A 24334-nucleotide genomic window follows, 5' to 3' on the forward strand; every position below is an offset into this window, starting at 1 on the left:
CCAGCACCGCCCATTGCGCGTCCGTCAGATCTCCACGTGCCACAAACCAAGATCATCCCATGTTCAAGATCCACTTTTGACACACGCCCTAGTGGGCTGGGGGAAGCCCCCGATGGATCCCCGGGTTCCCACAGCGCATGACGTACCGATGCCCTAGGGTGATGCCCTGCCGTTTCCGGAATTCCTGGGGGCTTTGTGGACGTCACGGTGGGTGTGTTGCTGGGCGAGGCCCCTGACTCCGACCTCACGACCGATGAGATGGATGACACTGGACACGCTCCTGCCGCGGGACGTCGGCGACGGGAAAACGGCACCAGAAACCGCATGGCCGTGCTGGGCGAGGACGTCCTGCGTACCGCAGCCGAGGCGGTCGGACGCGAAGTGGCCCTGGTGGTAGCGGGCGTGGTCGGGGGCATCGACGCGCGCGGTGCCGATTCCGGGGAGGGCGTGCTCGATACGGGGTCGTTCGACATCGGAGATGTGGAGCTGAAGTTCGGTGTCAAGGCCGTACTGGGTGCGGGCAAAGCCGTAGAGGCACTGCTCACGGCTTCTGGTGAAGCAACGGTCGAAGTGACTCTTAGGCTCCAGAAACGGCCCGTGGCCGGGACCTGATCGCGATGTCGACCGAGGCTGCCGTGGGGCGGCTGCTCAGTGAGGCGGAACGCGGTGACTGGCCCCAGGGCGGCGATCTGCGCAGTGCCTTCGTGATCGGAAGGCGCCGCGTACTGACTGCGTGGCATTGCGTACGGCCTCTGGGAGGGACCAAGGCCCGTCCATGGCTCCGGTTGCAGCCGCAGGCGAACACCGCGGCCGACTTCATCGACGTTCCCCTGGAATACGAGGCACATTGCCCCGAACTTGACGCGGCACTGCTTGCCGTCGACGGGAGCAGAATCGAGGGGCTCAGCGGTGCGCATCTCCTCGCATACCTCGAACGGATCGCCCTTCCCCTGGCGTCGGAGGTGTCCGCCCACGATGCCGTCCGGATCGGGGGCTTCCCCCTGCGCAACGCGGCACACTACGCGACCCTGTACGTAGGGAAGGTGCAGACGGCCGACCAGGTGATCGGAAACAGGCCAGCGGTCCGGGTGTCCGCGGACGCATTCGCCGCGCGCTTCGCGGAGTGGCCGGACGGTATGTCGGGCGGTCCCCTGTTGCGACGGTTCCCGGACGGCGTCGAGCGGGTCGTAGGCATCGTCACCTCATACCCGCGGGCGGCCGGAGACGACGGCGCACTCGGCGGCAGCGTCATCTGTCGGCGCATCAGCGACATCGGCGTAGTGTTTCCCGAAGTCGAGGAGGCCGAGTCCCGAACCGTCGCAGGCGTACCCGGTCGTGCTGGACCGCCACGGGCCGCGGTCGGATTGCGGGCCGGAGCGAAGGTCTACATCTCCTGCGGGTCCGGCGTACCCGAGCCCTACCGCGAGGTCGCCGCCGATGTCTGCCGCCGTCATGGTCTGGTTCCCGTCCTCCCGGACGGCCTCTCGTCCGAGCCACCGCCAACGATGAGCGAACGCCGTCAATGGATCGCTGACTGCCGTGTCTTCGTTCTCCTCCTCGGCGACCGAGACGGCGGATGTCCGACCGAAGAGGGAGCCGACTACACCGAGTGGGAATACGAGGCCGCGACAGCCGACGACCGTATCGTCGTCCTTCCGTTCCTCGCCGGTCCCAAGCCTCTCGGGCCGGCCCCAGACACAGTCGTGCCGGAGCGGCCCGTCGCGGAACCGCGGGACCTGTCTGTCTTCAAAACTCGTCTCGAGGCGCGGCACGCGGCCAGGGCCCTCTCGTCACCCGCGAAGTTCAGGGAGGAACTCTTCCAGGCACTCAACCGCCACCTGGCGCCCCGCCAGATGCACAGGGAAACCGATCGGCGCCAGCGGCAGGCGGCGAGCCGAAGCCTGCCGGTGCCGCCGGACATGTGTGCCCTGCCTGTCTACGTAGGCGGCACACCGTTCACCGGCCGTTCCCCTGAACTCGCCGACCTCGATGGGTGGGCACAGTCGGCCGACCCCGTCATGGTGGTCGACGCGATCGGCGGGACGGGCAAGAGCGCCCTCACATGGCAGTGGGCGACACAGCGCGCCCCAACCGTGATGAACGAGCTGGCGGGCAGCTTCTGGTGGAGTTTCTACGACGGCTCCGCATACATGGAGCGGTTCATGTATGAGCTGCTCGGCTACCTGAGGCCGGACCAGTCGTTCGACATACGCAGGGTCCGGAGGGACCATGTGCCGAGTCTCGTCATCAACGAACTGAGCAGGCGACCGTTCCTTGTCGTGCTCGATGGGTTCGAGCGGCTTCTCATGGCCTATCACCGTTGCGATCCCTCCAAGGTTACGGACGACGATGTCGACGCCGACCGCCGGGCCAACAAGCACGCGATGATCGAAGGCCACGGCTACGACTTCGTCCGCCGCCTTGTTGCGGCCGCCCCATCGAAAATCCTGGTCAGTACGAGGATGGTCCCCGACGCCTTGGAGGGGCCGGGCGGGGGACTGCTGCCCGGGGTCCGACACCTGCGGCTTCCCGGTCTCAGCGACCGCGACGTGCAGGAACTGCTCGGCCGGCTCGGCGTCACCGGCGGCACGGAAGAAATCAGAGAGTTCTTCCACCCGCTGGGCAACCACCCGCTGTTGATCACGATCGTCGCCGGGCTGGTGCGCGACCACCGGCAGGCGCCTGGGGATTTCGGCAGCTGGCGCAGGGCTCAGCCCTTCGAGATTCACAAGGTGAACCTCACCGCCCGCCGCAACCACATTCTCGCCGCAGCTCTGGACGGCCTCGACCCAGCCGAGTCCCGGCTGCTGGGCTGGCTCTCGGTCCTGACCGGGGCGGTCGGCTGGGACCTGCTCAGCAGTATCAACCCGTATACCGAACTGGCCGAAGGCCGATCCGACAGGGCAGGGGCGCTCCTGGACAGTGCGCTGCGCAGCCTGGAAGTCCGCGGCTTGCTGTGGTGGAACAGGACGGCCAACACGTACGACATGCATCCCGTGGTGCGCGCCTACGCCCACAATCGGCTCGACAGCAGTGAGCGCATCGGCGCCAATGAGCGCATCAGGGACTACTTCCACGCCAATCCGCCGGCGGACCTCGGCCAGGTGACCAGTGTCGAGGATCTGCAACAGACCATCGCGCTGTTCCGTGCCCTCACCGGAGCCCAGCAGCACGGGGCGGCTTCATCGCTCTGGAACAGGCAGTTGGCCAACCCCCTGCTCGTTGGTTTCGGAGCCAATGCCACGGTGGCGGAACTACTGGAGCCGTACGAAGCCACCAGTGAAATCCAAATGCGTGCCTGCCTGTCCATCGCTCTGCATCTGGCAGGTCGGCACAGCCGTGGGCTGTCGCTCGAACTTGCTCTTCTCGGTGATCTACTCGCGCTCGGTGACATCCATGAGGTCCGCACTTCCCTGGGACGAGCGGCTACCCACTACCGCTCCATGGGCCGACTGGCGATGTACGCGAAGGCGCTCGCTCTGCTGGGAATGGGGGAGAGGGGGGAACACCTTGGTGACGGTCTCGCGCTGCGCCTGCGCATGGCAATTCTCGAAGCCATCAGCGGAGATGCCGTCGCTGCCCGCAACGCGCTCGCCGTTCTGGACGCAACGTCGCCCATGAGGTCGGGAAACAACCCCTGGTTCGCAAGTGACGTCCGATACTGGAGACTTGTACTCGGCCATCGAACTGGCATCGGCATCGAGGTCGCCGAGATCGAACAGGCTGAACGTGAATCTTCCGATTGGCGGAACAGGCTTCGCCTTTCCGCTTTGAAGTTTGAGATGTCGGTCGACAAGGGTGATCATATCCGCGCCAAGTCTGTCGCCGACGACATCGACCGGCTGCGCAGGGTCGGCGGGCAGGAGGTACTACCTGCCGAGAACGCCCTCGCTCTGGCTCACCTGGGGCGACGTGACGAGGCGGCAGTCGCCATCGAGGAGTGTCGTAAGGCGATGCCCCGCCTGCACGAGTCCGATCGACCCCATCAGCTCCTGGCAGCGGCATTGGAGTTGCTCGGCCGCGAGGCGGAGGCGGTGGAGTGCGCCCTCCTCGCGCGTCGACGGGCGTGGGCGGACGGCCCCCGCTTCACCTACCGCTGGGAACTTGAGAGGGCCGAACTTTCACTAGCCCGCCTTGGCGCCCGGCTCGTCCCACTGCCGGACGCGGGTGCTGAACGGGCTGAGTTCCCCCACCAAGACGGAATCGAGCGACTGCTGCAAGGCAAGAACAGGGGATGGCGACTGCCGCGTAGGCGGCCGATGAGGTGAACGAGGCGGCCGTCTAGGCGATATCCCAGGAGGGATCCGCGCTGGATGTCACGTTTTCCGCCATAGGCCCATTCTGGCCCGGTGTGACGTCGTACACCACTCGCTGATTCTCCTCAAGACTGCGGAAGCCGGTTGCGTTGATCGCGCTGTAGTGCACGAAGACATCTGGGCCACCATCGTCCTGGGAGATGAATCCGTAGCCCTTCTCTGCGTTGAACCACTTCACGGTTCCCTGCGCCATGAACGCTCCTCAGTTCCGTTGATGTGGCGTCCAAACTCCTATGAATATAGGGGATTCGCGGCGAGCAGCGGGACGGTTCAGGCAGCATCCGATCGGCGTATAGGGGTTGGGGGCCCTGCTCGCTGTGGCTGATCGCGACGTGTCGAGCCAGGCCGCATTCAACCTGCACGAGGAACGCCCCGTGACGAAGACCGAGACGGTGCCGGTGCAGCGGGTGCGCCTGTCCGCAGAGGAACGCACCGGAGAGGAAACGGTGCGCGGCCAGGTCCGCAAGGAACAGCTCGACCCGACGGCGCGAACAACGAAGAACGGCGCGGCACCTGACACCGCGCCCCCCTCGCAAGAGGCGCGCCGGCCCGCTCGGAACCTGCTCGAGCGGGCCGGCTGTGTGCCCGGCGGGCGAGCCGCCAGGCACACCGGGGACAAGCCGGCCAGGCCGCCGCCGCAACCTGTCCGCACCACGCGGCTCACCCATGCATCCGCGGTCAAACCCCGCAGGCCCGCCTCCTGGCCCTTGCTGCAAGTGAGCCACAGCTGCCCTTAACTCGTCCGTTCGGGGTACTCGCGCGCTCATCGGATGGTCGGGCGCGTGACGCAGGCCCGGCCTGCAGGAATTTGAGAGGGACGGGAGGTGACCGCCGTGTCGAGCACGCAGCCGCACTCTGCCGGATCCGACCACAGCACGGACCGCTTCGGCCAGGAGCCGGTGGGCGAGCTGGTACAGCGGGCCTCGCAGCAGCTGACCGAGCTGGTGCGAGGCGAACTGAGGCTGGCGCAGGCGGAGATGAAGGAAAAGGGCAAGCGCTGCGGCAAGGGCGGTGGCCTGTTCGGCGGCGCCGGAGTCGTCGGTTTCCTGATGCTGCAGGCGCTGGTCGCCACCGTGATCGCGGCGCTGGCGGTGCCGTTGCCGGTGTGGGCGGCGGCGCTGATCGTCACGGCGGTGCTGGGTGTGATCGCCGCGGTGATGGCCATGAGTGGAAAGAAGCAGGTCGGCCAGGCCGCGCCGCCCGCGCCGCAGCAGACGGTCGAGAACGTGAAGGCCGACGTGGCCGAGATCAAGGAGAGTGCGCACCGATGACCCAGCCGCCCCACGACGAGCCCACCGCCGCCAGCACCGAGGATTTGCGTGAGCAGGTCGAGCAGACCCGCGAGGAGCTCGGTGAGACGGTCGAGGCGCTCGCGGCGAAGACCGATGTCAAGGCGCGCGCCCAGGAGAAGGCCGCTGAGGCCAAGGAACAGGCCGCCGCGAAGGCCGGGGAGCTGAAGGAGCAAGCTGCCCTGAAGGCCGGGGAGCTGAAGGCGAAGGCCGCCGATCTGGCCCACCAGGCGCAGGACCGGTTGCCCGACCCCGTCAAGGACAAGGCCGCCCAGGCCGCCGAACAGGCCCGGGCGAAGGCGGCTCAGGCCGGTCAGTTGTGGGAGAAGAAGGCGCCCGAGCCGGTGCGGCACAAGACGGCCCAGGGGGCGCAGCTGGCGCGGGACAACCGCAATCTGCTGCTGGCGGGAGCGGGCGTGGCCGTCGTGCTGTGGCTGGCCTGCCGCCACCGGAAGGGGTGAGCCGGGTGAAGGCATCGAAGATCGCCTACAAGCCGGTCGGCCTCGCGCTCGGCGCCGTCAGCGGCATGGCTGCGGGAGCGTTGTTCAAGCAGACGTGGAAGGTGCTCGGCCATGATGATGACGCCCCGGACGCCACCGACGAAGATCGCTCCTGGCCGGAGGTGCTGCTGGCCGCCACGCTGCAAGGCGCGATCTTCGCCGCGGTCAAGGCGGCTGTCGACCGCGCCGGAGCCACCGCCACCCGCAGTCTGACCGGAACCTGGCCCGGCTGACGCGCAAAAGGGGGTGGGAGGGCCGGTACGACACGGATTCCGGCCCTCTCATCCCCCCGACCGGTACCCCTGGAAGGACTCCTCACAGCCATGTCCAATGAGCACGCGGCTGCCGCGCTGACCGCTGCAGCAGTCACCGCCACGATTCTGGTCGCCCGGGCAGTCCTCCTGCACGACGGCGGACGAGGCCGCGTCGCCCTCCCGGTGCGCGGTAGCACCACACGCCGCGCCGAAAGGGCCGCGCCCTCAGCAGCCGCGCTCTCATCCGACGCTGCCGCCTCCGTCGTGCGGGAGGCTGAACAGCACGTCCACCGCTGCTGGCAGCAGCTCCCCACACGCGCCGACCCACCCGAGTAACCCGGGGGCGCAGCCGGTGATGCGCCAGCGCAAGCACGCGGCGAATCAACGTGTCCGGGTGCAGCAGGACGGGCGGGGGGTGGCCGGCCTGATCCGGCGCCCATCGGTTCCGGTGCACCCGGTGGGGCATCGGGGTTGTCCGAGTGCCGGGCACCGCCACGCCTTCGTCGAGCCGGGAGGGCGACGCCTCCGGATAGACCGTGCGGGCGGTCCTGGTGCTCGCGCGTAGCGGGCTTCCGGGCGGGCGTCATGAGGGCTGGTTGCGCCGCGGACAACGCGGTAGGCGGAGGCGGTTCAGACCCCGGGGCGGGTGCGACTGCCTCGGCGCCCCGGCCATCTTCCGTGTCCACCGCGGGAGAGCCCAGCACTGGGAGCCAAGCTGCCTTCAGCCTTCATGCATCCGTGGGCCTGCGTCCCTGCGAGTTGCTCCCTCTTCAACCCACGAACTGCCCCGCCCCCACGACCGCCGAACCGCCCACGGGCAGCGGGGATGACGGTCGCGTAGCGCCATCAGGCGTGCGCCCTGGCCGGGACCCCTCCCGCTGCGTGGTGTCACGGCCCGGTGGTCTCAGTGCCGCGTGGATGGCTTCCGGCCGCCCCGGCAGATCCACTCCTGTCGGCGTACACCCCATGCCCTGCGGGACCTCGCCGGTCGGCGAGTGACAGCCTCGCGGGAAGTGGCTTGAGGGCCAGGCGGTGCGGGCGGACCGTTGTGGGCGGAGCAGCTGCGCGGCGCACCGCAGCCGGCCACCAAGAGCGACACCGCGCCCTGCGTCTGGGAGTGCCGGCCGCGCAAGGTGCGCAGGCCGCCATCCGTGGAGCCGGCCGCCATCCGTGGATCCGGCCGCGCGATTTGGCGGGGCCGGCCGTAACCTTCCGCCATGACTGAGTCCCTGACGCCGACTCCCGATGATGCCTTCGAGATGCTGCTGGCAGGAAACCACCGGTTCGTGGCCGGCTCGCCGGAGCATCCCAACCAGGACGCCGCACGCCGCGCCGAGACCGCCCCGGCCCAGAATCCCTTCGCGGTGCTGTTCGGCTGCTCCGATTCCCGGCTGGCCGCCGAGATCATCTTCGACCAGGGGCTCGGGGACCTGTTCGTGGTGCGTAACGCCGGGCACGTCGTCGGCTCGGAGGCGTTGGGAAGCATCGAATACGGCGTGAGTGTGCTGGACTGCCCGCTGGTCGTGGTGCTGGGCCATGACTCGTGCGGGGCCATCGCGGCTGCCCGGGCCGCCGCCGACGGTGGCAGGGTGCCCGCCGGCTTCGTCCGTGACGTCGTCGAGCGGGTGACCCCGAGTGTGCTGGCGGCCCGCGCCGCCGGACGCGAGCAGCCCGAGGAGATCCTGGCCGAGCACATAAGGCTCACCGTCGACCTGCTGCTGGAACGCTCCCGCGTCCTGGCCGAGCGAGTGGCCGCCGGCCGGCTTGCCGTGGTGGGTCTGTCCTACCGCCTGGCCGACGGCAGTGCGCAACTGGTCGCCTCCCACGGACTGAGCAGGGCTGCTGCCCCCACACGGTGAAACCCGCCGCCGGCCACCCCGGTGTTCAGCGTTCCTGAAGGCCGGGGACCGAGGAGGGACGTGGCCCCGCGGCGCGGCGGAGCCGGTTGGCGATCGCCAGTCCCAGCCCCTCCTCCGCCGGCAGGGACGCGACGATGAGGTCGCACCCCTGCTGGTCGAGTTCGCGCAGGAACCCGTACAGCCCGCGCGCGTAGTCGGCCGTCGAACCAGGGAGTGCCACCACGGCGTGCGCCTTCACCGGGGCGCCGGCGAAAGCGGAGGGAAGGAAGACACCCACCTGGTGCCCCAGCTCCTGCGCGCGCTCCGCTTCGGCGACGACCTCTTCCGGCTCGACGAGGACGACTCGCGCCCGCGGCGCGTAGTGCGACGGATGCTGGCCCGGCACCCGGACACGGCTCGTCGAAGGGACCGCAAGCCGACGGCCCAGCACCGCTTCGAGGTCTTCGCGTGTCACTCCGCCGGGCCGAAGGATGCTCGGGATCTCGCCCGTGGCGTCGACGATGGTCGACTCCACGCCGACCTCGCAGGGGCCGCCGTCCAGCACGAAGTCGACCGCCTCGCCGAACTCCGCACGGACGTGGTTCGCGGTGGTCGGGCTGACCGAGCCGAAGCGGTTGGCGGACGGGGCCGTGACACCGCCACCGAAGGCCGACAGCAGCGCGAGGGCGACCGGGTGGTCGGGCACGCGCACGGCCACCGTCTCCAAACCACCCGTCGCTTCGAGGGGCACCCGGGGACCGCGCCGCAGGACCAGTGTGAGCGGCCCCGGCCAGAAGTGTTCGGCCAGCACACGGGCCGTCGCGGGCACGTCCTGCACCCAGTCGTCCAGCTGCTCCGCGCCGCCGATGTGGACGATCAGCGGGTGGGACGGCGGACGTCCCTTGACCTGGAAGATGCGCGCAACGGCGGCGGGGTCCTCGGCGTTGGCGCCCAGACCGTAGACGGTCTCGGTCGGGAGGGCCACCAGGCCGCCGGCGCGCAGCACACCGGCTGCCTTCTCGATGTCACTGGGTCTTGCTGTCACTCTCGCAATCCTAGGAGCACAAACGACCGGCGACGGTCGTGATCAACCTCAGCGCCAACCCCGCCGCCACTCGCCGGATGGTGGAGGCAGCCGGAGGGCACCCGTTCGGGCCTTCGGCAACGAGGCCCCGTCGGTCCCGGTCCGGTGGAATGACGGAGGAGCGCCGGGGCATGCGGTGCGGTGTAGTGGCGTTGAAAGCGACAGCCTGGGAGGTTTTCCGATGCTGATGGCGCATCCCGCCGTGCTGAGGAAGCTGGTCGAGCAGCACGACACGCTGCGCGTCCTGTGTGCCGAGGACGGTACTCCGGAGGCCCGTCAGCGTATGGAGGATGTCGCGTACGCGCTGTGCGTGTCCACGGGCACCCGCGACATCGACGCGGCGCTCATCGCCGCACGTCACCAGCTGCCGGGAGCGCGTCCCGAGGACGACTCGCTCGTCGCCGCCTGACGTCGGGAAGACCGCCCCGGCTGTTCGGGAGGACGGTTCCCAGGGTCGGCCGGAAGCGACGGAAGACGGAGTCTCGTGGTCTGGCCCGCGCGGGACTCACTGTCGGGGGCGGAGGCCGGCAGATTGCCCCGAGGCCAGGAAGAAGGTCACGGCGTAGGTGAAGCGTCCGGCGCGCACCGCTTGGTCGAACTCGACGACGAACCTCTCAGCTTCGGACGGGTCGAGGTGTCCGCGAGCGGCGGCGGTGTGGACCCACGTCCTCAGCCCCATGACGTTGTCGACGGCCGTGGGATCCCGGACCACAAGGGCCCGTGCCTCCACCATGACGTCTTCCGGTTCGCGGGCGGCGAGCATCCCGGATGGCGGTGCGCCAGGGCCCGGTGCGCCGCCGGTGGCCACGCTCGCGCGCCGAGACGTGCCGTCATTCGCCCAGCGCGGCGATCGCGTCCATTCCGTGGCCGGCGGCGAGCAGAGGCGTGCGGATGTCGGTGTCGAGGTCGGGGAGGTAGCCGAGCAGGACGTCGGCCGGGCCCTCGATGCGCATGCGGCCCAGCGCGGCGGGCAGCAACAGGCTTTCCGCGCGGGCGAGTCGCTCGCCTCCCGCCGGGGTGTCCACGGTGACGGGCAGCCCCGCGTTCGTGAGCACCATGGCGGTGGAGAACCGGTGTATCAGCGGCGCGGCGGTGCCGGCCCGCCACCGCTCCAGCGCGAAGTGGCGTCCGGCGCACAGCACGGTGCGCTCCACCCCGTCGTCCACCGGCACGCCGAGCCCGGAGCGGAAGTCGGGACGCGGCTCGGGACGCCACTCCTCCAGAAGCCGTTCGATGTTCGCCCGCCACTCCTCGTCCGCGATCGGCGAGCCGTCCTCCATCCGGCGACGCATGGCGTGCTGTTGGATGTCGGACGTCTGCTCGATCTCGTAGACGACGGTGCCGGGACCGAAACTGTGCAGGGTGCCGCCGGGGACGTAGAGGGTCTGCCCGGCGCGCACGGGCAGACGGCGCAGGACGGCGTCGAAGTCCTGGGCCACCAGCGCCCGCCTGAGCCGGTCGCGGTCGACGCCCGGCTGGGTACCGGCCAGGGCGGTGGCTCCCGGGGCTGCGTCGAGGATGTGCCACGCCTCGGTCTTGCCGTTGGGCTCGCCTTCGAGACGCCGGGCGGTCTCGTCGTCGGCGTGCAGGTGGACCGGGAGCATCCCGGTGGCGTCGATGAGCTTGGTGAGCACGGGGAAGCGCGCACCGCGCCAGCCGCGGCCCACCAGCTCCTGCGGGTACTCCTCGACCAGCCGGCGCAGGGTGCGCCCGGCCAGCGGGCCGGCGGTCACCGTCGCCACCTCGCCGTCGACGTCGCTGACCTCCCACGTCTCGGCGACCGGACCGTCCGGCAGCCCCGCGCGGCCCCATCGGTCGGCCAGGACGCGGCCGCCGAAGACGTGTTGCCTGACGGGCGTGGTCAGGCGCAGCGGGTACCACTCCACGGGTGCGCTCTCCTCGGCGGCCTCAGAGGATCGGCTGGCCGCCGGTGACCGCGATACGGGCGCCGGAGACGTACGACCCCTCGTCGGAGGCGAGCAGCACATAGACCGGGGCGACCTCGGCCGGCTGGCCGGGGCGGCTGAGCGGCACCTGGGAGCCGAAGCTCTCGACCTGCTCCGGCGGCATCGTGGCGGGGATCAGGGGTGTCCAGATGGGCCCGGGAGCCACACTGTTGACGCGGATCCCCCGCTCGCCCAGCAGCTGCGCCAAGGCGCCGACCATGTTGGCGATGCCCGCCTTGGTGACGTCGTAGGGCAGGAGAGCGGGCGGTGGCATGTCGGAGTTGACCGAGGTGGTGGCGATGATGGACGCCCCCGGCCGCATGCGGGGCACCGCCGCTTTGCACAGGTGGAACATCGCGCTGAGATTGATCGCCAGGGTGCGGTCCCACTCCTCGTCGGGGATCTCCTCCAGCGACGTACGGGTCATCTGGAACGCCGCGTTGCTGACCAGGACATCGATGCGGCCGAACGCCTCCTCCGCCCGGTCGATCACCTCGCCGCAGTGCGCCCGGTCGGCCAGGTCGCCGGGCACGAGCACGATCTCGCGTCCGGCCTGCTTCACCCAGCGCGCGGTGTCGCGGGCGTCCCCTTCCTCCTCGGGCAGATAGGAGATGAGCACATCCGCGCCCTCCCGCGCGAAGGCGATGGCCACCGCCTTGCCGATGCCGCTGTCACCGCCCGTGATCACCGCGGCCTTCCCGGCCAGCCGGCCCGACCCCTGGTAGCTGTGCTCCCCGTGATCGGGCCTGGGCCGCATCTCCGCTTCCGTACCGGGGGGTCGCTGCTGCTGCGCGGGCTGCGACATGACACATCACATCCTTGGTCCTGTGCGGGAGACATGGCACGGTGCGCAAGGCGTCACCGCCCTGCTCCGTCCCCGGACACCTGGGGCACGGGTTGCCTGGAACGCTGCGGAGAAACCGCGCGGATCACCCGTTCCTCGTCGCCCCGGGGCCCGGTCGGTCACTGCTCGGCCGACTGCCCGGCCGACGCACCCAGGCGTGCAGAAACAGGGCCAGCAGTCCGCCGAGCGTGGTGTCGACAGCGCGGTAGACGGCCGAATCGCCCGGGGGAGCGGCCACGACCTGCAGGAAGAGCACGACGTACCCGGCGATGCAGGCACAGAAGAGCGCGTAGTTCACCGGTTGCAGCGCGAAGGCGCCCCACAGCAGCACCGTCACTGCTGCCACCAGGGCGACGCCCCGCAGGCCGACGGCGTCGGCCACGCCTCCCACCACGAGCACCCCGACCAGCGTGCCCACCCAGCGGTCCACGCCCCGGCTCGCGGTCGTGACCCAGGCCGGTTTGAGCACGTTCAGCACGGTCAGCGTGATCCAGTACCCGCGCTGCGCCGGCAGCAGCCACACCGCAGCCGCCTGTGCGAGCGCCAGCCCCAGGGCGAGCCGGACGGCGTGCCAGCGGGCCTGCGGATCCGTGGACACCAGCGCGCGGCCCGTCGACCGCACTGCCTCCCCTAGCGGCGGACGCCCGACGTCCGGCTCGGGGCCCGGACGCACGGCGGACGCCCGGTGCCGCACCGCGCTGCCTGGTGTGGCACCGCGCAGCACCAGACCCGGCAGGATCTGGGCGAGGCCTCCGGCCACGATCCCGGCGGCCAGCACGCCGGCGGTGTCCGGCGGCTGGGGCGAGCGGCCCAGCGTGACGAAGCCCACCATGGCCTGCGTTCCTGTCGTGGAGGCCGCCTGCCCGGTGCGGGCGAGCAGCCCCGCGACGGCCCCCAGCAGGACCAGTGTGACGACGGAGAGGGCGGGCCGGCGCGCCGTGACCATGCCCAGGAAGGCCGCCGCGGCCAGCGCGGCGAGCGACACCCCCATGGCGGCGCGCGGCCGGGCGAGCCCCGGCGTGGTGCCCACCGTGCCCGCGTTGACCGCGCCCGCGGCGACAATCATGCCTGGCCGCGGCCCCCACAGAGCCGTGGCGGCGGCGAGCACCGCACCGGCCCCGACGGCGTACCCCAGCCCGGCACCCGGCAGCGCTCGCGACCAGTCGGTGTCCCTGGCCCGCCCCAGCACCTCGCCGAGCCGCCACCGGTTCGCCGTCACCGCCGCCGACCTGCGGCTCAGCACGTCCTCATCCCGCCGGTACGGTCGGCTGTCGCGTGCGGGCCTGTCGCGGGACCCGCCGGGAGGCCGGTGCACCGGCCGGCCGCTCGGGACCCGCCCCGGGGAACGGCGGGACAGCCGTGGGCGGCGTCGGCTTCCCCGAGCGACCGGCCGCGGGGAAGGTGCCTGTGCCGCGTCATGCGTACTCCGGCTGCCACATGGCGTCCTGCACCTGCTGGATGACGTCGTCCAGCGCGGCGCGCGCCACCCCCTCCTCGGCGGCGCGGCGGGCGACGGACACGGCCACCGTGGCCGACGAGGCCCGCAGGTTCTCCACCTGCGGCAGCAGCGGGGCACCCGGAGCCGACAGTTCGGCCAGGCCCGCCACCGCCTCGGCCGCCGCCTGGAGCATGCCGTCCGTGATCCGGGAAGCGCGCGCCACGACGGCCCCCAGGCCGATCCCCGGATAGACCAGGGCGTTGTTGGCCTGACCGATGACGTACGAGGTGCCGTCCAGCTCCACGGGGCAGAACGGGACACCGGCCGCGACGAGGGCCTTGCCGCCGGTCCACTTCAGCACGTCCTCCGGCAGTGCCTCGATCCTGTCGGTGGGATTGGACAGCGGCAGCACCACGGGCCGCTCCACGTGCGCGGCCATGGACCGCACGACGTCCTCGCCGAAGGCCCCGTGCACGGTCGAGGTGCCGACCAGCACGGCCGGCTGGACGCGGTCCACGACCTCCCGCAGTCCGATCGGCTGCTCGCCGCCGCCCGACCACTCCTCGTCGGGGCGCGCGTAGAGCCGCTGGTAGTCGCGCAGCCCGTCGGTGGAGCGCAACAGCAGGCCCTGCCGGTCCACACACCAGATGTGTGCCACCGCCTCCTCGCGGTCCAGGCCGTCGCGGACCATGGCGTCGCGCAGCTGGTCGGCGATGCCCACGCCGGCGGTGCCCGCACCGAAGACGACCACCCGCTGCTCGCGCATCGGCGTGCCGGACATGCGCGCCGCGTTCAGCACGCAGGCCAGGGTGACGGCACCGGTGCCCTGCATGTCGTCGTTGAACGTGCAGACCTGATCGCCGTACGTCTCCAGCAGCCTGCGGCCGTTGCCGGGGCCGAAGTCCTCCCAGTGCAGCAGTGCGTGCGGAAACAGGTCCCGCACGGCGTCCACGTACGCGGCGACGAACGTGTCGTAGTCCTTGCCGCGTGTCCGGCTGTGCCGGTTGCCCACGTACAGCGGGTCGTTGAGCAGTGCCTGGTTGTCGGTGCCGACGTCGAGCACGACGGGGACCGCGCGGCCCGGGTGGAGTCCGGCGGCGGCCGTGTAGACGGCCAGCTTGCCGACCGAGATCTGCATGCCGCCCACGCCCCAGTCGCCGATGCCGAGGATCTGCTCGCCGTCGGTGGCCACCACCAGGTCGACATCGTCCGGGCTTAGGCCGAGTGCCTCGAACGCGGGCCGTACGTCCTGCGGGTGGTCGATGGACAGGTACACACCGCGCGGACGCCGGTACTCGTGGCTGTACCGCTTGATCGCCTGCCCCACCGTGGGGTCGTAGACGATGGGCAGCAGTTCCGTCAGGTGGTCGGTCAGCAGGCGGTGGTAGAGCACCTCGTTGCGGTCGTGCAACTGCTCCAGGCAGACGTTCTTCGCCAGGTCGTCCGACTGCGCCTGTACCTGCTCCCAGGCCCGGCGGGCCTGCTGGTCGAGGGAGAGCACGCCGGGTGGGAGCGCTCCTGTCAGGCCGTACCGCTCACGTTCCCGCCGGGTGAAAGCCACCCCCTTGTTCCGCAGCGCATCGGTCAGCCGGGCCCGGCCGTCGGGGCTGTCGCGCGAGGACATGTGTGCTCCTCCGTCGACTGGTCTTCCGCTCCGGAGTTCCCGGGCAGTCGTCGGCGAAACGGCCCGCACGACGAGTTGTCCCGTGCCGGAAGGCCGACCGGTCATCGCCCCGGACCTCGCGGTGGTCGGCCCCCGACGACGGCCCGGCCGACCGCGTGGCCCAGCAGGGGCGCGCCACGGCGAGGGTGTGGGTCATCGCCCCAGGAGCCGGGCGAGGACGGCTCGGTGCGGAACCGCAGCGCGGGCGCGGCCGGCCCAGAACACCCCGTTCGTCGTCCACACGCGTACAACGAGCGGGGCGCTGCCCGCGCTGTCGGCCGGACTCTGGCCTGGTCTGTTGGGGGCAGGTGAGAGGCCCGGGGCCGTCCGCACCGGGTCGTGCCGAGTTTTGATGCGGACCTCCTGGGGAGTCGGTGCGCGTGGTGTCGTATGCGCCGGAGCAGCGTGTGCATCTCCCGGAACTGCTCGCCGGCTGGCTCACCCAGACGTTCGTGCACTGGGCCTACTCTCCCGAGCAGGTACAGCGCCTGCTGCCGGAGGGGCTGACGGTGGACACCTGCGATCAGTGGGCGTGGGTGAGCCTCACGCCGTTCGTGATGGCCGGTGTGCGCCCGCCGGGTGTCCCTGTTGCTCTGCCCTCCTTCGCGGAGACCAACCTGCGCACGTATGTACGTGAACGGGGCGGCGGGGACGGGCTCTGGTTCCTGAACCTCGAGGTGAGTTCCCCGGTCATGCTGGCCGCCCGTGCGATCGGTGCGCCGTACCACCTCGGGCACCTGATGCTGTCGCGCCGCGGTGATGTAGTGACCTACGCCGGGGCGCGGGGGCGTGGCGGGCCGTCGTACCGCGTGGTGGTCCGTCCGGGCGATCCGCTCCGGCCGAGCCGGCGGGACGTGTGGCTGACGTCGCGGTGGCGGGCCTTCACACGGAGCTGCGGCGTGCTCTGGCAGACGCCCGTCGAGCACGAGCCCTGGCCGCTGCGCGCGGCGCGCCTGGAAGACCTCGAGGAGACCCTCACCCGGGCGGCCGGGCTGCCGCCGCCCGTGCAGGAGCCGCTCGTGCACTTCTCCGACGGGGTCCACAAGGTCCGCTTCGGCGTCTCGCGCCCGGTGTGGCCGACAGGGAGGAGACGGGGATGAACCCGGTGCTCGTGGCGCGGGTTCAGGGGCTGTTCAACCTGGTCGGTGGCGGCCGGCCGCTGCTGCACCTGCGCAGCTTCGAGTGGGTCTTCGGACCCAAGTCCGAGGAATGGCTCCAGTACAGGACGGCCGGGCTGCCGGCCACGACGGGATGGAGCATGATGTTCACCCCGGCCATGCCCGGTGGGGTGCGCCAGGCCCGCCGTACGGGCCTTCCGGGGACGGCCGTGACCCTGCTGGCCGTCGACCTGGTGTACGCGCCCGTCGGCCGGATCCGTCCGACCTCTCTGCTGGACGCGGCGATGCAGGCCGGATGGCTCATGGCATGGCGCCGGTGCGGCCGGCTCGGGTCGCCCGCGGGCGGATGAACCGGACCGCCGCCGAGGCACCCTGATGCGCCGATCCCCGCGGACTACCTGGTGGCGCTTCGACGGCTGGATCGCCGGGATCGGCACGGCGTCCGGCGCCCGCCTTGTCCTCGGCCACTGGCCCCGCTCGCCCTTCGGGCCGTTCAGCGATCTGATGCTCGAACGGGCCGACGGCCACTGCTTGTTGCTGGCCCCCACCCGGCGGACTGCGGATTTCATCGCCGGTACCTACGCTTTTCACGAGGTCCGCATCGTACCCGTACGTGTGGGCGTCGCAGGCGCCGAGTGGACGGTCACCGCAGGCCCGCTGCTCGACCTCCGGTTCACCGCCGGGCGGCGCGGCCCCCTGGGACTGCTGCTGCGGGCGGTCCCCGGTGTCCTGGCCGCCCGGCCCTTCTGGACGGTGGTGACGGATCCGGTCGCCCGCCTCCTCCTGGGCGTGCGCACCCGTGGCACGGCCGGCGCCGGCCGGTACGAGTGGTACGGCGCCCGCGATCTGCATCTGGTCACCGCGGCGACCGCGACCCTCGAGGGCCGCCACCTCGGCGCCCTCAGCGCGGTGGAACCGCCCGTGCGATTCGGCTTCGGCTCCACGCCACGCACCCCCTGCCTCGTACGCGTCACGACGACGGTGAGCACACCGCGCACGCCCGAATCTCTTGCATCCCCGGTCACACGGCAGCCACGCGCACAAAGAAGGAGGCTTCTGATGAACGCCCCACCACGGAGCTCACCTCCGCGCCACCCACCCGTACATGGCGCCGACCTGAAGCTGCTCAGCATCTATCTGAACGACCATCTCGCCGGCGCCACCGCAGGCACCCAGCGGGCCGGCCACCTGGCACGTGTCGCCCGTGGCTCGGCGCTCGGCCGCGCGCTCGGGCCCGTCGCCACCGACATCGCCCAGGACCGCACGGCACTCGTCGGCATCATGCGGGACCTGGGCGTCCCCGTGCACCGCTACAAGGTGTGCGCGGGCTGGGTCGCGGAAAAAGTGGCGCGGCTGAAGGGCAACGGCCGCCTGGTGCGACGCTCTCCGCTGAGCACCGTGCTGGAGCTGGAGGCGCTACGGCTGGGGGTGGAGGGCAAGGCAGCCGGATGGCAGACCCTGCGCCGGCTCACCGGGACGGACGAACGCCTCGATCCAGCCCTGCTCGACAGGCTGCTGGAGCGAGCCCGACGACAGCAGGACACCGTGGAGGAATGGCGCATCCGCCAGGCCGAAGCGGCACTACGCACAACGGCCGACTGAGCGACGGCGCCACGGGCCGGCCCACGACACCTGACGGCGCTCAGCAGCACAGCCGCAGCGTCGGGACGCCCGTGTCTTCCGCCGAACCCTCGCAGCACAGACAGAGCAAACGACAGCTACGTAACGTAACGAATGCGGACTGGTCCCCGGATGTGCGCAGTCAGTGCGCTGCGCATCCTGAGCCGACACTGCGCATCGACTGGCGGATCCTGGACGGCGTGTAGGTTGAGCCGCACCGTTGGCAGTGACTCCTGCTGAGACTCCGGATTCCATGGTGCGTTAGCAGTGGTCCGATCGGTTGATCTTTAGCATCGGGTGGCCCGCCGGGACGGACCGTTGGGCTGAGGTCCGGTGCGAGGAGCCGGAGTGCCTGCCCCGCCTCCCGGGGGCGTCGCCGAGCTCATCGGTCTGCTCGCGCTCGGCGACGCCCGACGTTTGCGGTGGTCAGGGCGTAGGGGAGCGGGTCGAGGTGATCACGACGGATGTGTAGGGCATGGTGGCGTGGCCGCCGAGCTTGTCGATCGCGGTTCCGGCGCTGTCCAGGACCTCCGCCATTTCGTCTGCGGGGAGTTGGGTGAGGCCGCCGAAGGTGGGGAGTTGGTCGAGCCACTCCTCTCGGGAGTAGGTGCGCTCCCAGGTGAAGCGCCACTGTTCCGGCTCGCTGAAGGTGCCGGTCTGCCGGATCCCGTCGGCGATCTTCGCGAACAGTGGCTGGTATGCGTCCACGGCCGATCCTCTCAGCAGGCCGGGGTTGAACGGGGGATCGGGGGCGACCCGTTGGAGGGCTTCGGCCAGGGCGTCGATCACCTCGGCCGGGAGCTGGGGGACGTGGTGGAAGGGAGCGAGTCGGCCGCCGGGCCGGAGTACCTGGGCCGCCTTGGCCGCGCCGGCGACGGGGTCCACCCAGTGCCAGGCGGTGCCGGCGATGACCGCGTCGAACTGCCGCCCGGCCGGCTGCCAGTCCTCGAACCTGGCGACCTCGACCTCGACGCCGCTGCGTCGCGCGAAGGCAGCCATCCGCTCGTCGGGCTCGACACCGAGCACCGTGCAGCCGGCCGCCTGGAATTGCCGGGCCTCGATGCCGGTCCCGGCTCCGACGTCGAGGACGTGCCGACCGGGGCTTGCCGCGACGATCCTGTCCACCAGGGCCTGGGGATACGGCGGTCGGGCGCGGTCGTAGCGTTCGGCGTCGACGCCGAACGACTCGGCTGTCTGCCGGTGGCGGTGGGGTTCGGGTCCGGACTTGTCCGGCTGTCCCTGCGATAAAGTGGGCATGCGCCCACACTAATGGGCGGTTGCCCACTTGTTAAGGCGGGGCGGCGCGGAAAGGGAGACAATGCCGTCAGGGGTGCACATCCACAACGTGCGCGGCCAGTTGTTCGAAGCCGCCGAGCGCGTCCTGCTCCGGGACGGGCCCGACGCGTTGACCAGCCGGGCGGTCACGAAGGAGGCGAACTGTGCCAAGGGCGTGCTGCACCGGCACTTCACCGACTTCGACGCTTTCCTGGCGGAACTCGTCCTCGACCGCGCCCGCGGGATCGAGGACCGAACCACGACTCTGCGTGCCGCCGCCGGCACCGGGAGCGTGGTGGACAACCTCGCCGAGGCCCTGCATGACCTGTTCGAGCCCGTCACGGTGGCAATCGTCGCGCTCATCACCTTCCGCGACGGCCTCCGCGCCCGGCTGCGCGAGGCCGGTCTGACCGGCCTCCCACTGGCCATGCAAGGCACCGCCATGATCGCCGCATACCTCACCGCCGAGCGGGAGTTGGGGCGCCTGACCGGTGACGCCGACATCGACACACTCGCCCCCACCCTCGTCGGGGCCGGGCACCTGCTGTTCGCCGACCGGACAAGCGCCCCACCGCAGACCGCCGCCGTCCGCAAGATGGTGACCACCGTCATCGCCGGCGCCTTGCGACCATCCCAGTCGTAGGTCGGGGCGCCGGTCAGGTGACGGAGGATTGCACTGCGTCCAAGAGGCCGGATGATCGAGAAGCGCCCGGCACCGCACCGACCGCAGGTGCTGCTAACGCAACCCGAAAGATTGCCAGTCGACTGCTGGAGATCGACCGACACTGCTAACGCAGACCTGCAACCTACAGGCGGCTGACGTCCGACCCGAGTCCCGCATGATCCACCGTGTAGAGTGGCATCACCGACGCGGGGTGGAGCAGCTCGGTAGCTCGCTGGGCTCATAACCCAGAGGTCGCAGGTTCAAATCCTGTCCCCGCTACCAGAAGAAGGGGCCCGCAAGCGCGGGCCCCTTCTGCGTCGCCCCCAGGCAGGGCGAGCAATCGTCAAATCTTGTGGCTGGACAGTTTCTGGTGGAGGGGCAGCTGCCGCTCGGCGATGAGAGTCGGCAGCTCGCGCATGTCGTGGAAAACGACGGTGTCGCGGCCTTCGAGGCGTTCGGCCGGGGTGAGTCCTCCTGCGTAGCCGAAGGCTCGCATGCCGGCGGCGCGGGCAGCGTGGACGCCGGGTTGACTGTCCTCGACGACCACGCACACTTCGGGATCGACGCCCATCTGCTGGGCGGCGTGCAGGAACAGGTCGGGCGGGGGCTTGCCGCGACAGACTTCGGTGGAACTGTAGATGCGGCCTCGGAAGCGTTCGTAGAGCCCGGTGCGGCCCAGGGTGTGCCGCATCTTGTCGTGGGAGCCGCTGGAGGCGACGCATGTCGGCAGAGTGAGCGCGTCGAGTGCTTCCGGCAAGCCGTCCACCGGGGCAAGCCCTGCGTCCACGGCCTCCCGGTGGAGGTGCTCGAACCTCTCCGACCAGATCGCGGCCGTGTCCGGGCCGAGTTGAGCGGCGACCTGCTCGTGGATGGCGGCGTGCGAGCGCCCGATGAACCGGTCCACGACCTCGTCCTCGGTCAGCGGCCAGCCCAGCTCGGCTCCGAGGACGACCTGGACACGAGCGGCGATGCGCTCGCTGTCGACCAGCACGCCGTCGCAGTCGAATATGACGAGCTCAATGGGCTTGATCATCCCCGCAGCATAGGCCCTGCTCTTCACGCTGCGGCGACCTCCTCGCGCTCGACCAGGACGCCGTCCTTGAACTTGGCGCCGGAGCGAACCAGGGCGACGAGGGAGGCTCCGGTGATGGCCCGCCAGCGTTCCTGGGCGGACTCGACCAGCTTGAACACCATCGCCAACGCGGCGGCCGGGCTGCGTGCCCCGCGGGTGACCTTCGTGCGGAGCTTGACGGTGAAGAACGTGGACTCGATCGGGTTCGTGGTCCGCAAGTGGATCCAGTGCTCTGCCGGGAAGTCGTAGAACGCCAGCAGTTCCTCCTGGTCCTCGGTGATTTTCGCCACGGCCTTGGGCCACTTCGCCCCGTACGTCTTGGCGAACGACTCGATTGCCTTCTCGGCGGGGGCGCGGTCCATGGCGTTGTAGATCTCCTGCATCGCCTTCGTCGCGCCTGGCAAGATCATCTCGTGGCGGCTTTTGAGCTCACCTTGGCTGGCGCCCCCGACCCCCGCGAGTTCGCGAAAACTGAAGGCGCTTCGCCGTGAACCCGCGGGGTTCGCTTCCAGGGGCTGTTCCAGGAGAACGCGGGCAGAGTTCGCGTAGCGGATCGCGGTCTTGTCGCTGAGTCCGAAGACCTCGGCGAGGTGGAGCGGGTCGGGACCGTGGACGAGTGCCTCTTCGAGCTGACGGTCCATGCGGAGTCGTTCGAGCGTCGCGGTCTGGCCGTGCAGCGCCGGGCCGGCGACGGAGCTCTTGCCGATGGGTTCGGTCCCCAGGGCGGTCTGCTTGTTGATCAGCAGGTGCAAGCTGGCCGTGTCGGGCCAGCGGCTGCGCCGAAACTCCAGCCACTCGTAGGTGAGTTGAAGGGTGAGGTCGTCCAGTGGGCGGGTGCGGCCGTCGATCTCAGGCGACGGTTGCCGATGTCGAGATCGTCGAGCTGGAGGCGGCGTATGGCGCCAGGCCGTGCTGCGTGGACTGCGGCGAGTGCGAGGATCAGCCGGTCGGCGGGGTGGGTGACTGCCGCGACGGACCCGCTGGTGTGCTTGGGTTCCAGGGGCTGGATCACGCCTTCTTCACGCTGGCCGACGCGGACGCGGGCGGTCGGGTTCTTGAAAATGGTGCCGTTCTTCTTCGCCCACCGGAACAGCGATCGCAGCGCGACGATGGTGTGCTGGCGTGGAGACCCGTGGACGGTGTCGAGGTGCGCGATCACATTGTCGCGGGTCACTTCGCGCAGGTGGTCGTAGCAGCTGGACCAGTCGCTCAGCGCCGGTCGGGTCCGGTTGAGGTAGTTCCAGACCGTTGCGTGATGCCGGGCCCGGGACCGGGGCCCGCCGTCGTGCAGGGTCCGCGCCCATCCTTCGACGTCCCGTCGGATCCCGGCGGCGAGGCCGTCGAGCTTGCGTTCGAGCCACAGGTCGAATGTCGCGGGCCGGTCGTCGAGGAGGACACCGATGCGGTCGAGGACTTCCGTTGTACGGACGGTGCTCAGGCCGCGGGCTCGCAGCACGGGGGTAATCTCGGAGTACCGGATCACGTCGCCGTCGACGTGACCGGACAGCAGCGTGACGAGAGCTTGATCGACGTTCAGCCGGGTTTTGCGAGGCCAGCCTCGTGCCTCACCGAGCCGGTGGGGGCCCCAGGCCAGCCACAGGTTGCCGCAGGGAAGGGCCGTGCGTGCCGGCGACCGGGTGAAGCCCGGGCGGACGGCGAACAACGCGGGCTGGAGCCAGCACAAGGACGGCGGCAAAGCCGGAGACGGATCGGGTCGCCGGGGACGGCCCCGGCGGCCGTACTTCACCACGGTCTGCTTCGGCTGGCGGTCCCAGAGCGCCGTCAGGCCGTAGAAGCACAACTGCTGGTGACGCAGGCGAGGCAGCAAAACCTCCGGTCTGTCGCCGGTCGCGGCAGCCTCCGTTCTCGCCTGGAGCCAGCACAGACGGCAGTACTCCTCCCGCAAAGGCACTCGGCGTGTGCAGCCGGCGCACTCGCCCACGTTCCAGCGGCTGGCAAACGAGGAACACGTCGAGCAACGGGGCTCGAAGAACCGTCCCCAGGCAAGGCATTCCGGGCAGGAACTCGGGCCCATGGGTCACATCGGGGGAAGCGATCGGCCGTCCCGACGGCGCGGGACCACCGCCGGAGCGGGGCCGGACGCGGCGGCGGCCTGCTGGCCGCTCTCCTCGCCGGGACGGCGGACCTTGTCTGGCTCGGGGATCAACAAATCGCCGATCTCGCAGCCGAGGACGACGCAGATGACGTCCAGGTCTTCCAGCTTGAGGGAGATCGGCCGGCCCGACCACAGCCCGGACATCTTCCCCGCCGAGATCGCCAACCCGTGCTCAGACAGGCTTCGTTGGAGCTCGGACGCCTTTCAGACACCCTTGTACGCAGCCGTCAGCCGCAGGTTCCACCTCATCGGATCAGCCCTTCCAGCCGCTTCGCGGCCCGCTCGGTCCCGGCGACCCAGGCGTCCTCGACCCCGGTCTGCTGGACGTGGACGTATCGCATCGTCGTGGCGATCCAGGAATGCCAAAACCTCCTGAATCGCGAGCAAGTTCAGCCCGTTCTCATAGAGTTGGGACGCGCAGAAATGCCGCAGGACATGCGGTGTCAGCCGCTCGCCCCATCCCGGCAGATGCGCTTTGGCCGCAGCCTTGAGCCCGCCGCGCAGGGCGTCGTCGCCGACCCGGCGTGAGGAGCCGTCGGCGTTCTTGCGCTCGGCGGGGAACAGCGGAGCGCCCGGGCGGGTGTGGTCGTCGTCGAACTGGCACCACACGTCCTCGATGAACCACCGCAGCGTGCGGTCGGCGCCGTTGATCAGCGGGACCATCCGCTCGCGCGGACCCGAGCCACGGGCGCGGTCCACCAGCACAGAAGGAAGGCCCTGCTGCAGTCGAGGTGCGGCACGCCGGTGTCTGCTTCCACAAGACGTGTCACACGGGAGGGTCACCGTGTGTGATGGTGGTCCGTCGTCCAGGAGTCGATGTTCGTCCAGCCGGAGGACGGTACGGCAGCTACCGCTCCCCGGGGGCTGGGACGGACGTGAGCCGCTCCATTTCGTTCTGCATCTCAGCGGCGATCTTCTTGAGTTCCGGCTCGAACTTGCGGCCGTGGTGGGCGCAGAAGAGCAGTTCTCCGCCGCTGAGCAGGACAACGCGCAGGTATGCCTGGGCGCCGCAGCGGTCGCATCGGTCGGCGGCCGTGAGCGGGCTCGCGGGAGTGGGAATAGTAGTCACGTCTACCTCTTCTGTGGCGCTGTCGTGCCAGGAGCGACAACCGGCCAGTAGGCAGTCGACCCGGTGAGGCCGGGGGAGCCTCCGCCTATATGACCCGCTAAGTTCCATTTTGTTGTGCGTTCCCATGTATGTTGCGCTCCGTGAGGTACGCCACATGAGCTGACTGCGTGGCGGGCGGCACGCGTGGGGCCGGTACTCGAAGCCCGGGAGCCCCTTCATTGGCACGCG

General features: G+C 70.3%; 23 protein-coding genes, 1 tRNA gene and 4 pseudogenes. 14 read left to right on the forward strand and 14 right to left on the reverse strand.

All coding sequences use genetic code 11. The features are described 5' to 3' along the window. Window positions 1-195 precede the first annotated feature (195 nt). Window positions 196-612, forward strand: coding sequence for a hypothetical protein (locus ACZ7HQ_RS42175; RefSeq protein ID WP_471002037.1), 417 nt, complete (start codon window positions 196-198; stop codon window positions 610-612). 5 nt (window positions 613-617) lie between these two features. Next, on the forward strand, window positions 618-4268 hold the full coding sequence (locus ACZ7HQ_RS42180) for a DUF4062 domain-containing protein (protein ID WP_471002040.1): 3651 nt from the start codon (window positions 618-620) through the stop codon (window positions 4266-4268). A gap of 13 nt (window positions 4269-4281) precedes the next feature. Here the strand turns inward: ACZ7HQ_RS42180 and ACZ7HQ_RS42185 are convergent, their stop codons facing one another. Continuing rightward, window positions 4282-4509: a cold-shock protein gene (locus tag ACZ7HQ_RS42185; protein WP_471002043.1), complete on the reverse strand. Its 228-nt coding sequence runs from the start codon at window positions 4507-4509 to the stop codon at window positions 4282-4284. 124 nt (window positions 4510-4633) lie between these two features. On the opposite strand from ACZ7HQ_RS42185, the gene ACZ7HQ_RS42190 reads away from it, so the two are divergent. The 5 genes from ACZ7HQ_RS42190 (at window position 4634) to ACZ7HQ_RS42210 (ending at window position 8218) form a co-directional block, all read left to right on the forward strand. After that, a complete protein-coding gene (locus ACZ7HQ_RS42190) occupies window positions 4634-5053 on the forward strand; it encodes a DUF2382 domain-containing protein (protein WP_471002045.1) in 420 nt (139 codons plus the stop codon). A gap of 162 nt (window positions 5054-5215) precedes the next feature. Then, complete coding sequence (locus tag ACZ7HQ_RS42195; protein WP_471002104.1) at window positions 5216-5587, forward strand: phage holin family protein; 372 nt, start codon at window positions 5216-5218, stop codon at window positions 5585-5587. Further along, window positions 5584-6066 (forward strand): DUF3618 domain-containing protein, encoded by a 483-nt coding sequence (locus tag ACZ7HQ_RS42200; protein WP_471002048.1) that lies wholly within the window; start codon window positions 5584-5586, stop codon window positions 6064-6066. Before ACZ7HQ_RS42195 ends, ACZ7HQ_RS42200 begins: the two co-directional genes overlap by 4 nt. A 5-nt stretch (window positions 6067-6071) precedes the next feature. Continuing rightward, complete coding sequence (locus ACZ7HQ_RS42205; protein WP_471002051.1) at window positions 6072-6338, forward strand: DUF4235 domain-containing protein; 267 nt, start codon at window positions 6072-6074, stop codon at window positions 6336-6338. A 1238-nt stretch (window positions 6339-7576) separates the two neighbouring features. Further along, window positions 7577-8218 (forward strand): carbonic anhydrase, encoded by a 642-nt coding sequence (locus ACZ7HQ_RS42210; protein ID WP_471002054.1) that lies wholly within the window; start codon window positions 7577-7579, stop codon window positions 8216-8218. A gap of 25 nt (window positions 8219-8243) precedes the next feature. Here ACZ7HQ_RS42210 and ACZ7HQ_RS42215 read toward each other — a convergent pair whose 3' ends face one another. After that, the gene (locus ACZ7HQ_RS42215) at window positions 8244-9242 is read right to left on the reverse strand and encodes an L-threonylcarbamoyladenylate synthase (protein ID WP_471002058.1); all 999 of its coding nucleotides are present in this window, start codon (window positions 9240-9242) and stop codon (window positions 8244-8246) included. Between the two features lie 220 nt (window positions 9243-9462). On the opposite strand from ACZ7HQ_RS42215, the gene ACZ7HQ_RS42220 reads away from it, so the two are divergent. After that, a complete protein-coding gene (locus ACZ7HQ_RS42220; protein WP_471002061.1) occupies window positions 9463-9690 on the forward strand; it encodes a DUF5133 domain-containing protein in 228 nt (75 codons plus the stop codon). Between the two features lie 96 nt (window positions 9691-9786). Here the strand turns inward: ACZ7HQ_RS42220 and ACZ7HQ_RS42225 are convergent, their stop codons facing one another. From ACZ7HQ_RS42225 to ACZ7HQ_RS42245, 5 genes are all read right to left on the reverse strand, one after another. Further along, window positions 9787-10014, reverse strand: a complete 228-nt coding sequence (locus ACZ7HQ_RS42225; RefSeq protein ID WP_471002064.1) for a hypothetical protein — start codon at window positions 10012-10014, stop codon at window positions 9787-9789. Between the two features lie 97 nt (window positions 10015-10111). After that, window positions 10112-11167, reverse strand: coding sequence for a class I mannose-6-phosphate isomerase (locus ACZ7HQ_RS42230; RefSeq protein ID WP_471002067.1), 1056 nt, complete (start codon window positions 11165-11167; stop codon window positions 10112-10114). A gap of 22 nt (window positions 11168-11189) precedes the next feature. Continuing rightward, window positions 11190-12032 (reverse strand): SDR family oxidoreductase, encoded by an 843-nt coding sequence (locus tag ACZ7HQ_RS42235; RefSeq protein ID WP_471002070.1) that lies wholly within the window; start codon window positions 12030-12032, stop codon window positions 11190-11192. A 124-nt stretch (window positions 12033-12156) separates the two neighbouring features. Continuing rightward, on the reverse strand, window positions 12157-13314 hold the full coding sequence (locus ACZ7HQ_RS42240; protein ID WP_471002073.1) for an FUSC family protein: 1158 nt from the start codon (window positions 13312-13314) through the stop codon (window positions 12157-12159). Between the two features lie 172 nt (window positions 13315-13486). After that, window positions 13487-15133 carry an NAD-dependent malic enzyme gene (locus ACZ7HQ_RS42245; protein WP_471002075.1) on the reverse strand — a complete coding sequence of 549 codons (1647 nt, stop codon included), beginning with the start codon at window positions 15131-15133 and terminating at the stop codon, window positions 13487-13489. Between the two features lie 419 nt (window positions 15134-15552). Between ACZ7HQ_RS42245 and ACZ7HQ_RS42250 the strand changes: the two genes are divergently transcribed. The 4 genes and pseudogenes from ACZ7HQ_RS42250 to ACZ7HQ_RS42265 all read left to right on the forward strand — a co-directional run bounded on the left by ACZ7HQ_RS42250 (window position 15553) and on the right by ACZ7HQ_RS42265 (window position 17892). Continuing rightward, a complete protein-coding gene (locus ACZ7HQ_RS42250) occupies window positions 15553-16272 on the forward strand; it encodes a YqjF family protein (RefSeq protein WP_471002078.1) in 720 nt (239 codons plus the stop codon). Next, on the forward strand, window positions 16269-16640 hold the full coding sequence (locus tag ACZ7HQ_RS42255; RefSeq protein ID WP_471002081.1) for a hypothetical protein: 372 nt from the start codon (window positions 16269-16271) through the stop codon (window positions 16638-16640). Before ACZ7HQ_RS42250 ends, ACZ7HQ_RS42255 begins: the two co-directional genes overlap by 4 nt. 25 nt (window positions 16641-16665) lie before the next feature. Further along, a pseudogene (locus ACZ7HQ_RS42260) lies at window positions 16666-17283 on the forward strand (hypothetical protein); the annotation flags it as partial. A gap of 66 nt (window positions 17284-17349) precedes the next feature. After that, entirely contained in the window at window positions 17350-17892 is a 543-nt protein-coding gene (locus ACZ7HQ_RS42265; RefSeq protein WP_471002107.1) for a hypothetical protein, read from the forward strand. A gap of 444 nt (window positions 17893-18336) precedes the next feature. On the opposite strand, the gene ACZ7HQ_RS42270 is transcribed toward ACZ7HQ_RS42265, so the two are convergent. Then, window positions 18337-19167, reverse strand: a complete 831-nt coding sequence (locus ACZ7HQ_RS42270; protein WP_471002084.1) for a class I SAM-dependent methyltransferase — start codon at window positions 19165-19167, stop codon at window positions 18337-18339. Window positions 19168-19240: 73 nt separating this feature from the next. On the opposite strand from ACZ7HQ_RS42270, the gene ACZ7HQ_RS42275 reads away from it, so the two are divergent. Together ACZ7HQ_RS42275 and ACZ7HQ_RS42280 are read left to right on the forward strand one after the other, a co-directional pair. After that, window positions 19241-19828, forward strand: a complete 588-nt coding sequence (locus tag ACZ7HQ_RS42275; RefSeq protein WP_471002087.1) for a TetR/AcrR family transcriptional regulator — start codon at window positions 19241-19243, stop codon at window positions 19826-19828. A 226-nt stretch (window positions 19829-20054) separates the two neighbouring features. Next, a tRNA-Met gene (locus ACZ7HQ_RS42280) sits at window positions 20055-20131 on the forward strand. Between the two features lie 61 nt (window positions 20132-20192). On the opposite strand, the gene ACZ7HQ_RS42285 is transcribed toward ACZ7HQ_RS42280, so the two are convergent. From ACZ7HQ_RS42285 to ACZ7HQ_RS42310, 6 genes and pseudogenes are all read right to left on the reverse strand, one after another. Further along, on the reverse strand, window positions 20193-20882 hold the full coding sequence (locus ACZ7HQ_RS42285; RefSeq protein WP_471002110.1) for an HAD family hydrolase: 690 nt from the start codon (window positions 20880-20882) through the stop codon (window positions 20193-20195). Window positions 20883-20905: 23 nt separating this feature from the next. Beyond that, window positions 20906-21346, reverse strand: a pseudogene (locus tag ACZ7HQ_RS42290) (transposase); the annotation flags it as partial. A 314-nt stretch (window positions 21347-21660) separates the two neighbouring features. Further along, on the reverse strand, window positions 21661-22749 hold the full coding sequence (locus tag ACZ7HQ_RS42295) for a hypothetical protein (protein WP_471002089.1): 1089 nt from the start codon (window positions 22747-22749) through the stop codon (window positions 21661-21663). A gap of 210 nt (window positions 22750-22959) precedes the next feature. Then, window positions 22960-23286, reverse strand: a pseudogene (locus ACZ7HQ_RS42300) (helix-turn-helix domain-containing protein). A 168-nt stretch (window positions 23287-23454) separates the two neighbouring features. Next, window positions 23455-23700 (reverse strand): annotated as a pseudogene (locus ACZ7HQ_RS42305) (site-specific integrase); the annotation flags it as partial. 184 nt (window positions 23701-23884) lie between these two features. After that, entirely contained in the window at window positions 23885-24106 is a 222-nt protein-coding gene (locus tag ACZ7HQ_RS42310; protein ID WP_471002091.1) for a DUF7455 domain-containing protein, read from the reverse strand. Between the last annotated feature and the right edge of the window lie 228 nt (window positions 24107-24334).

It is taken from the genome of Streptomyces sp. NPDC037290, assembly GCF_055603245.1.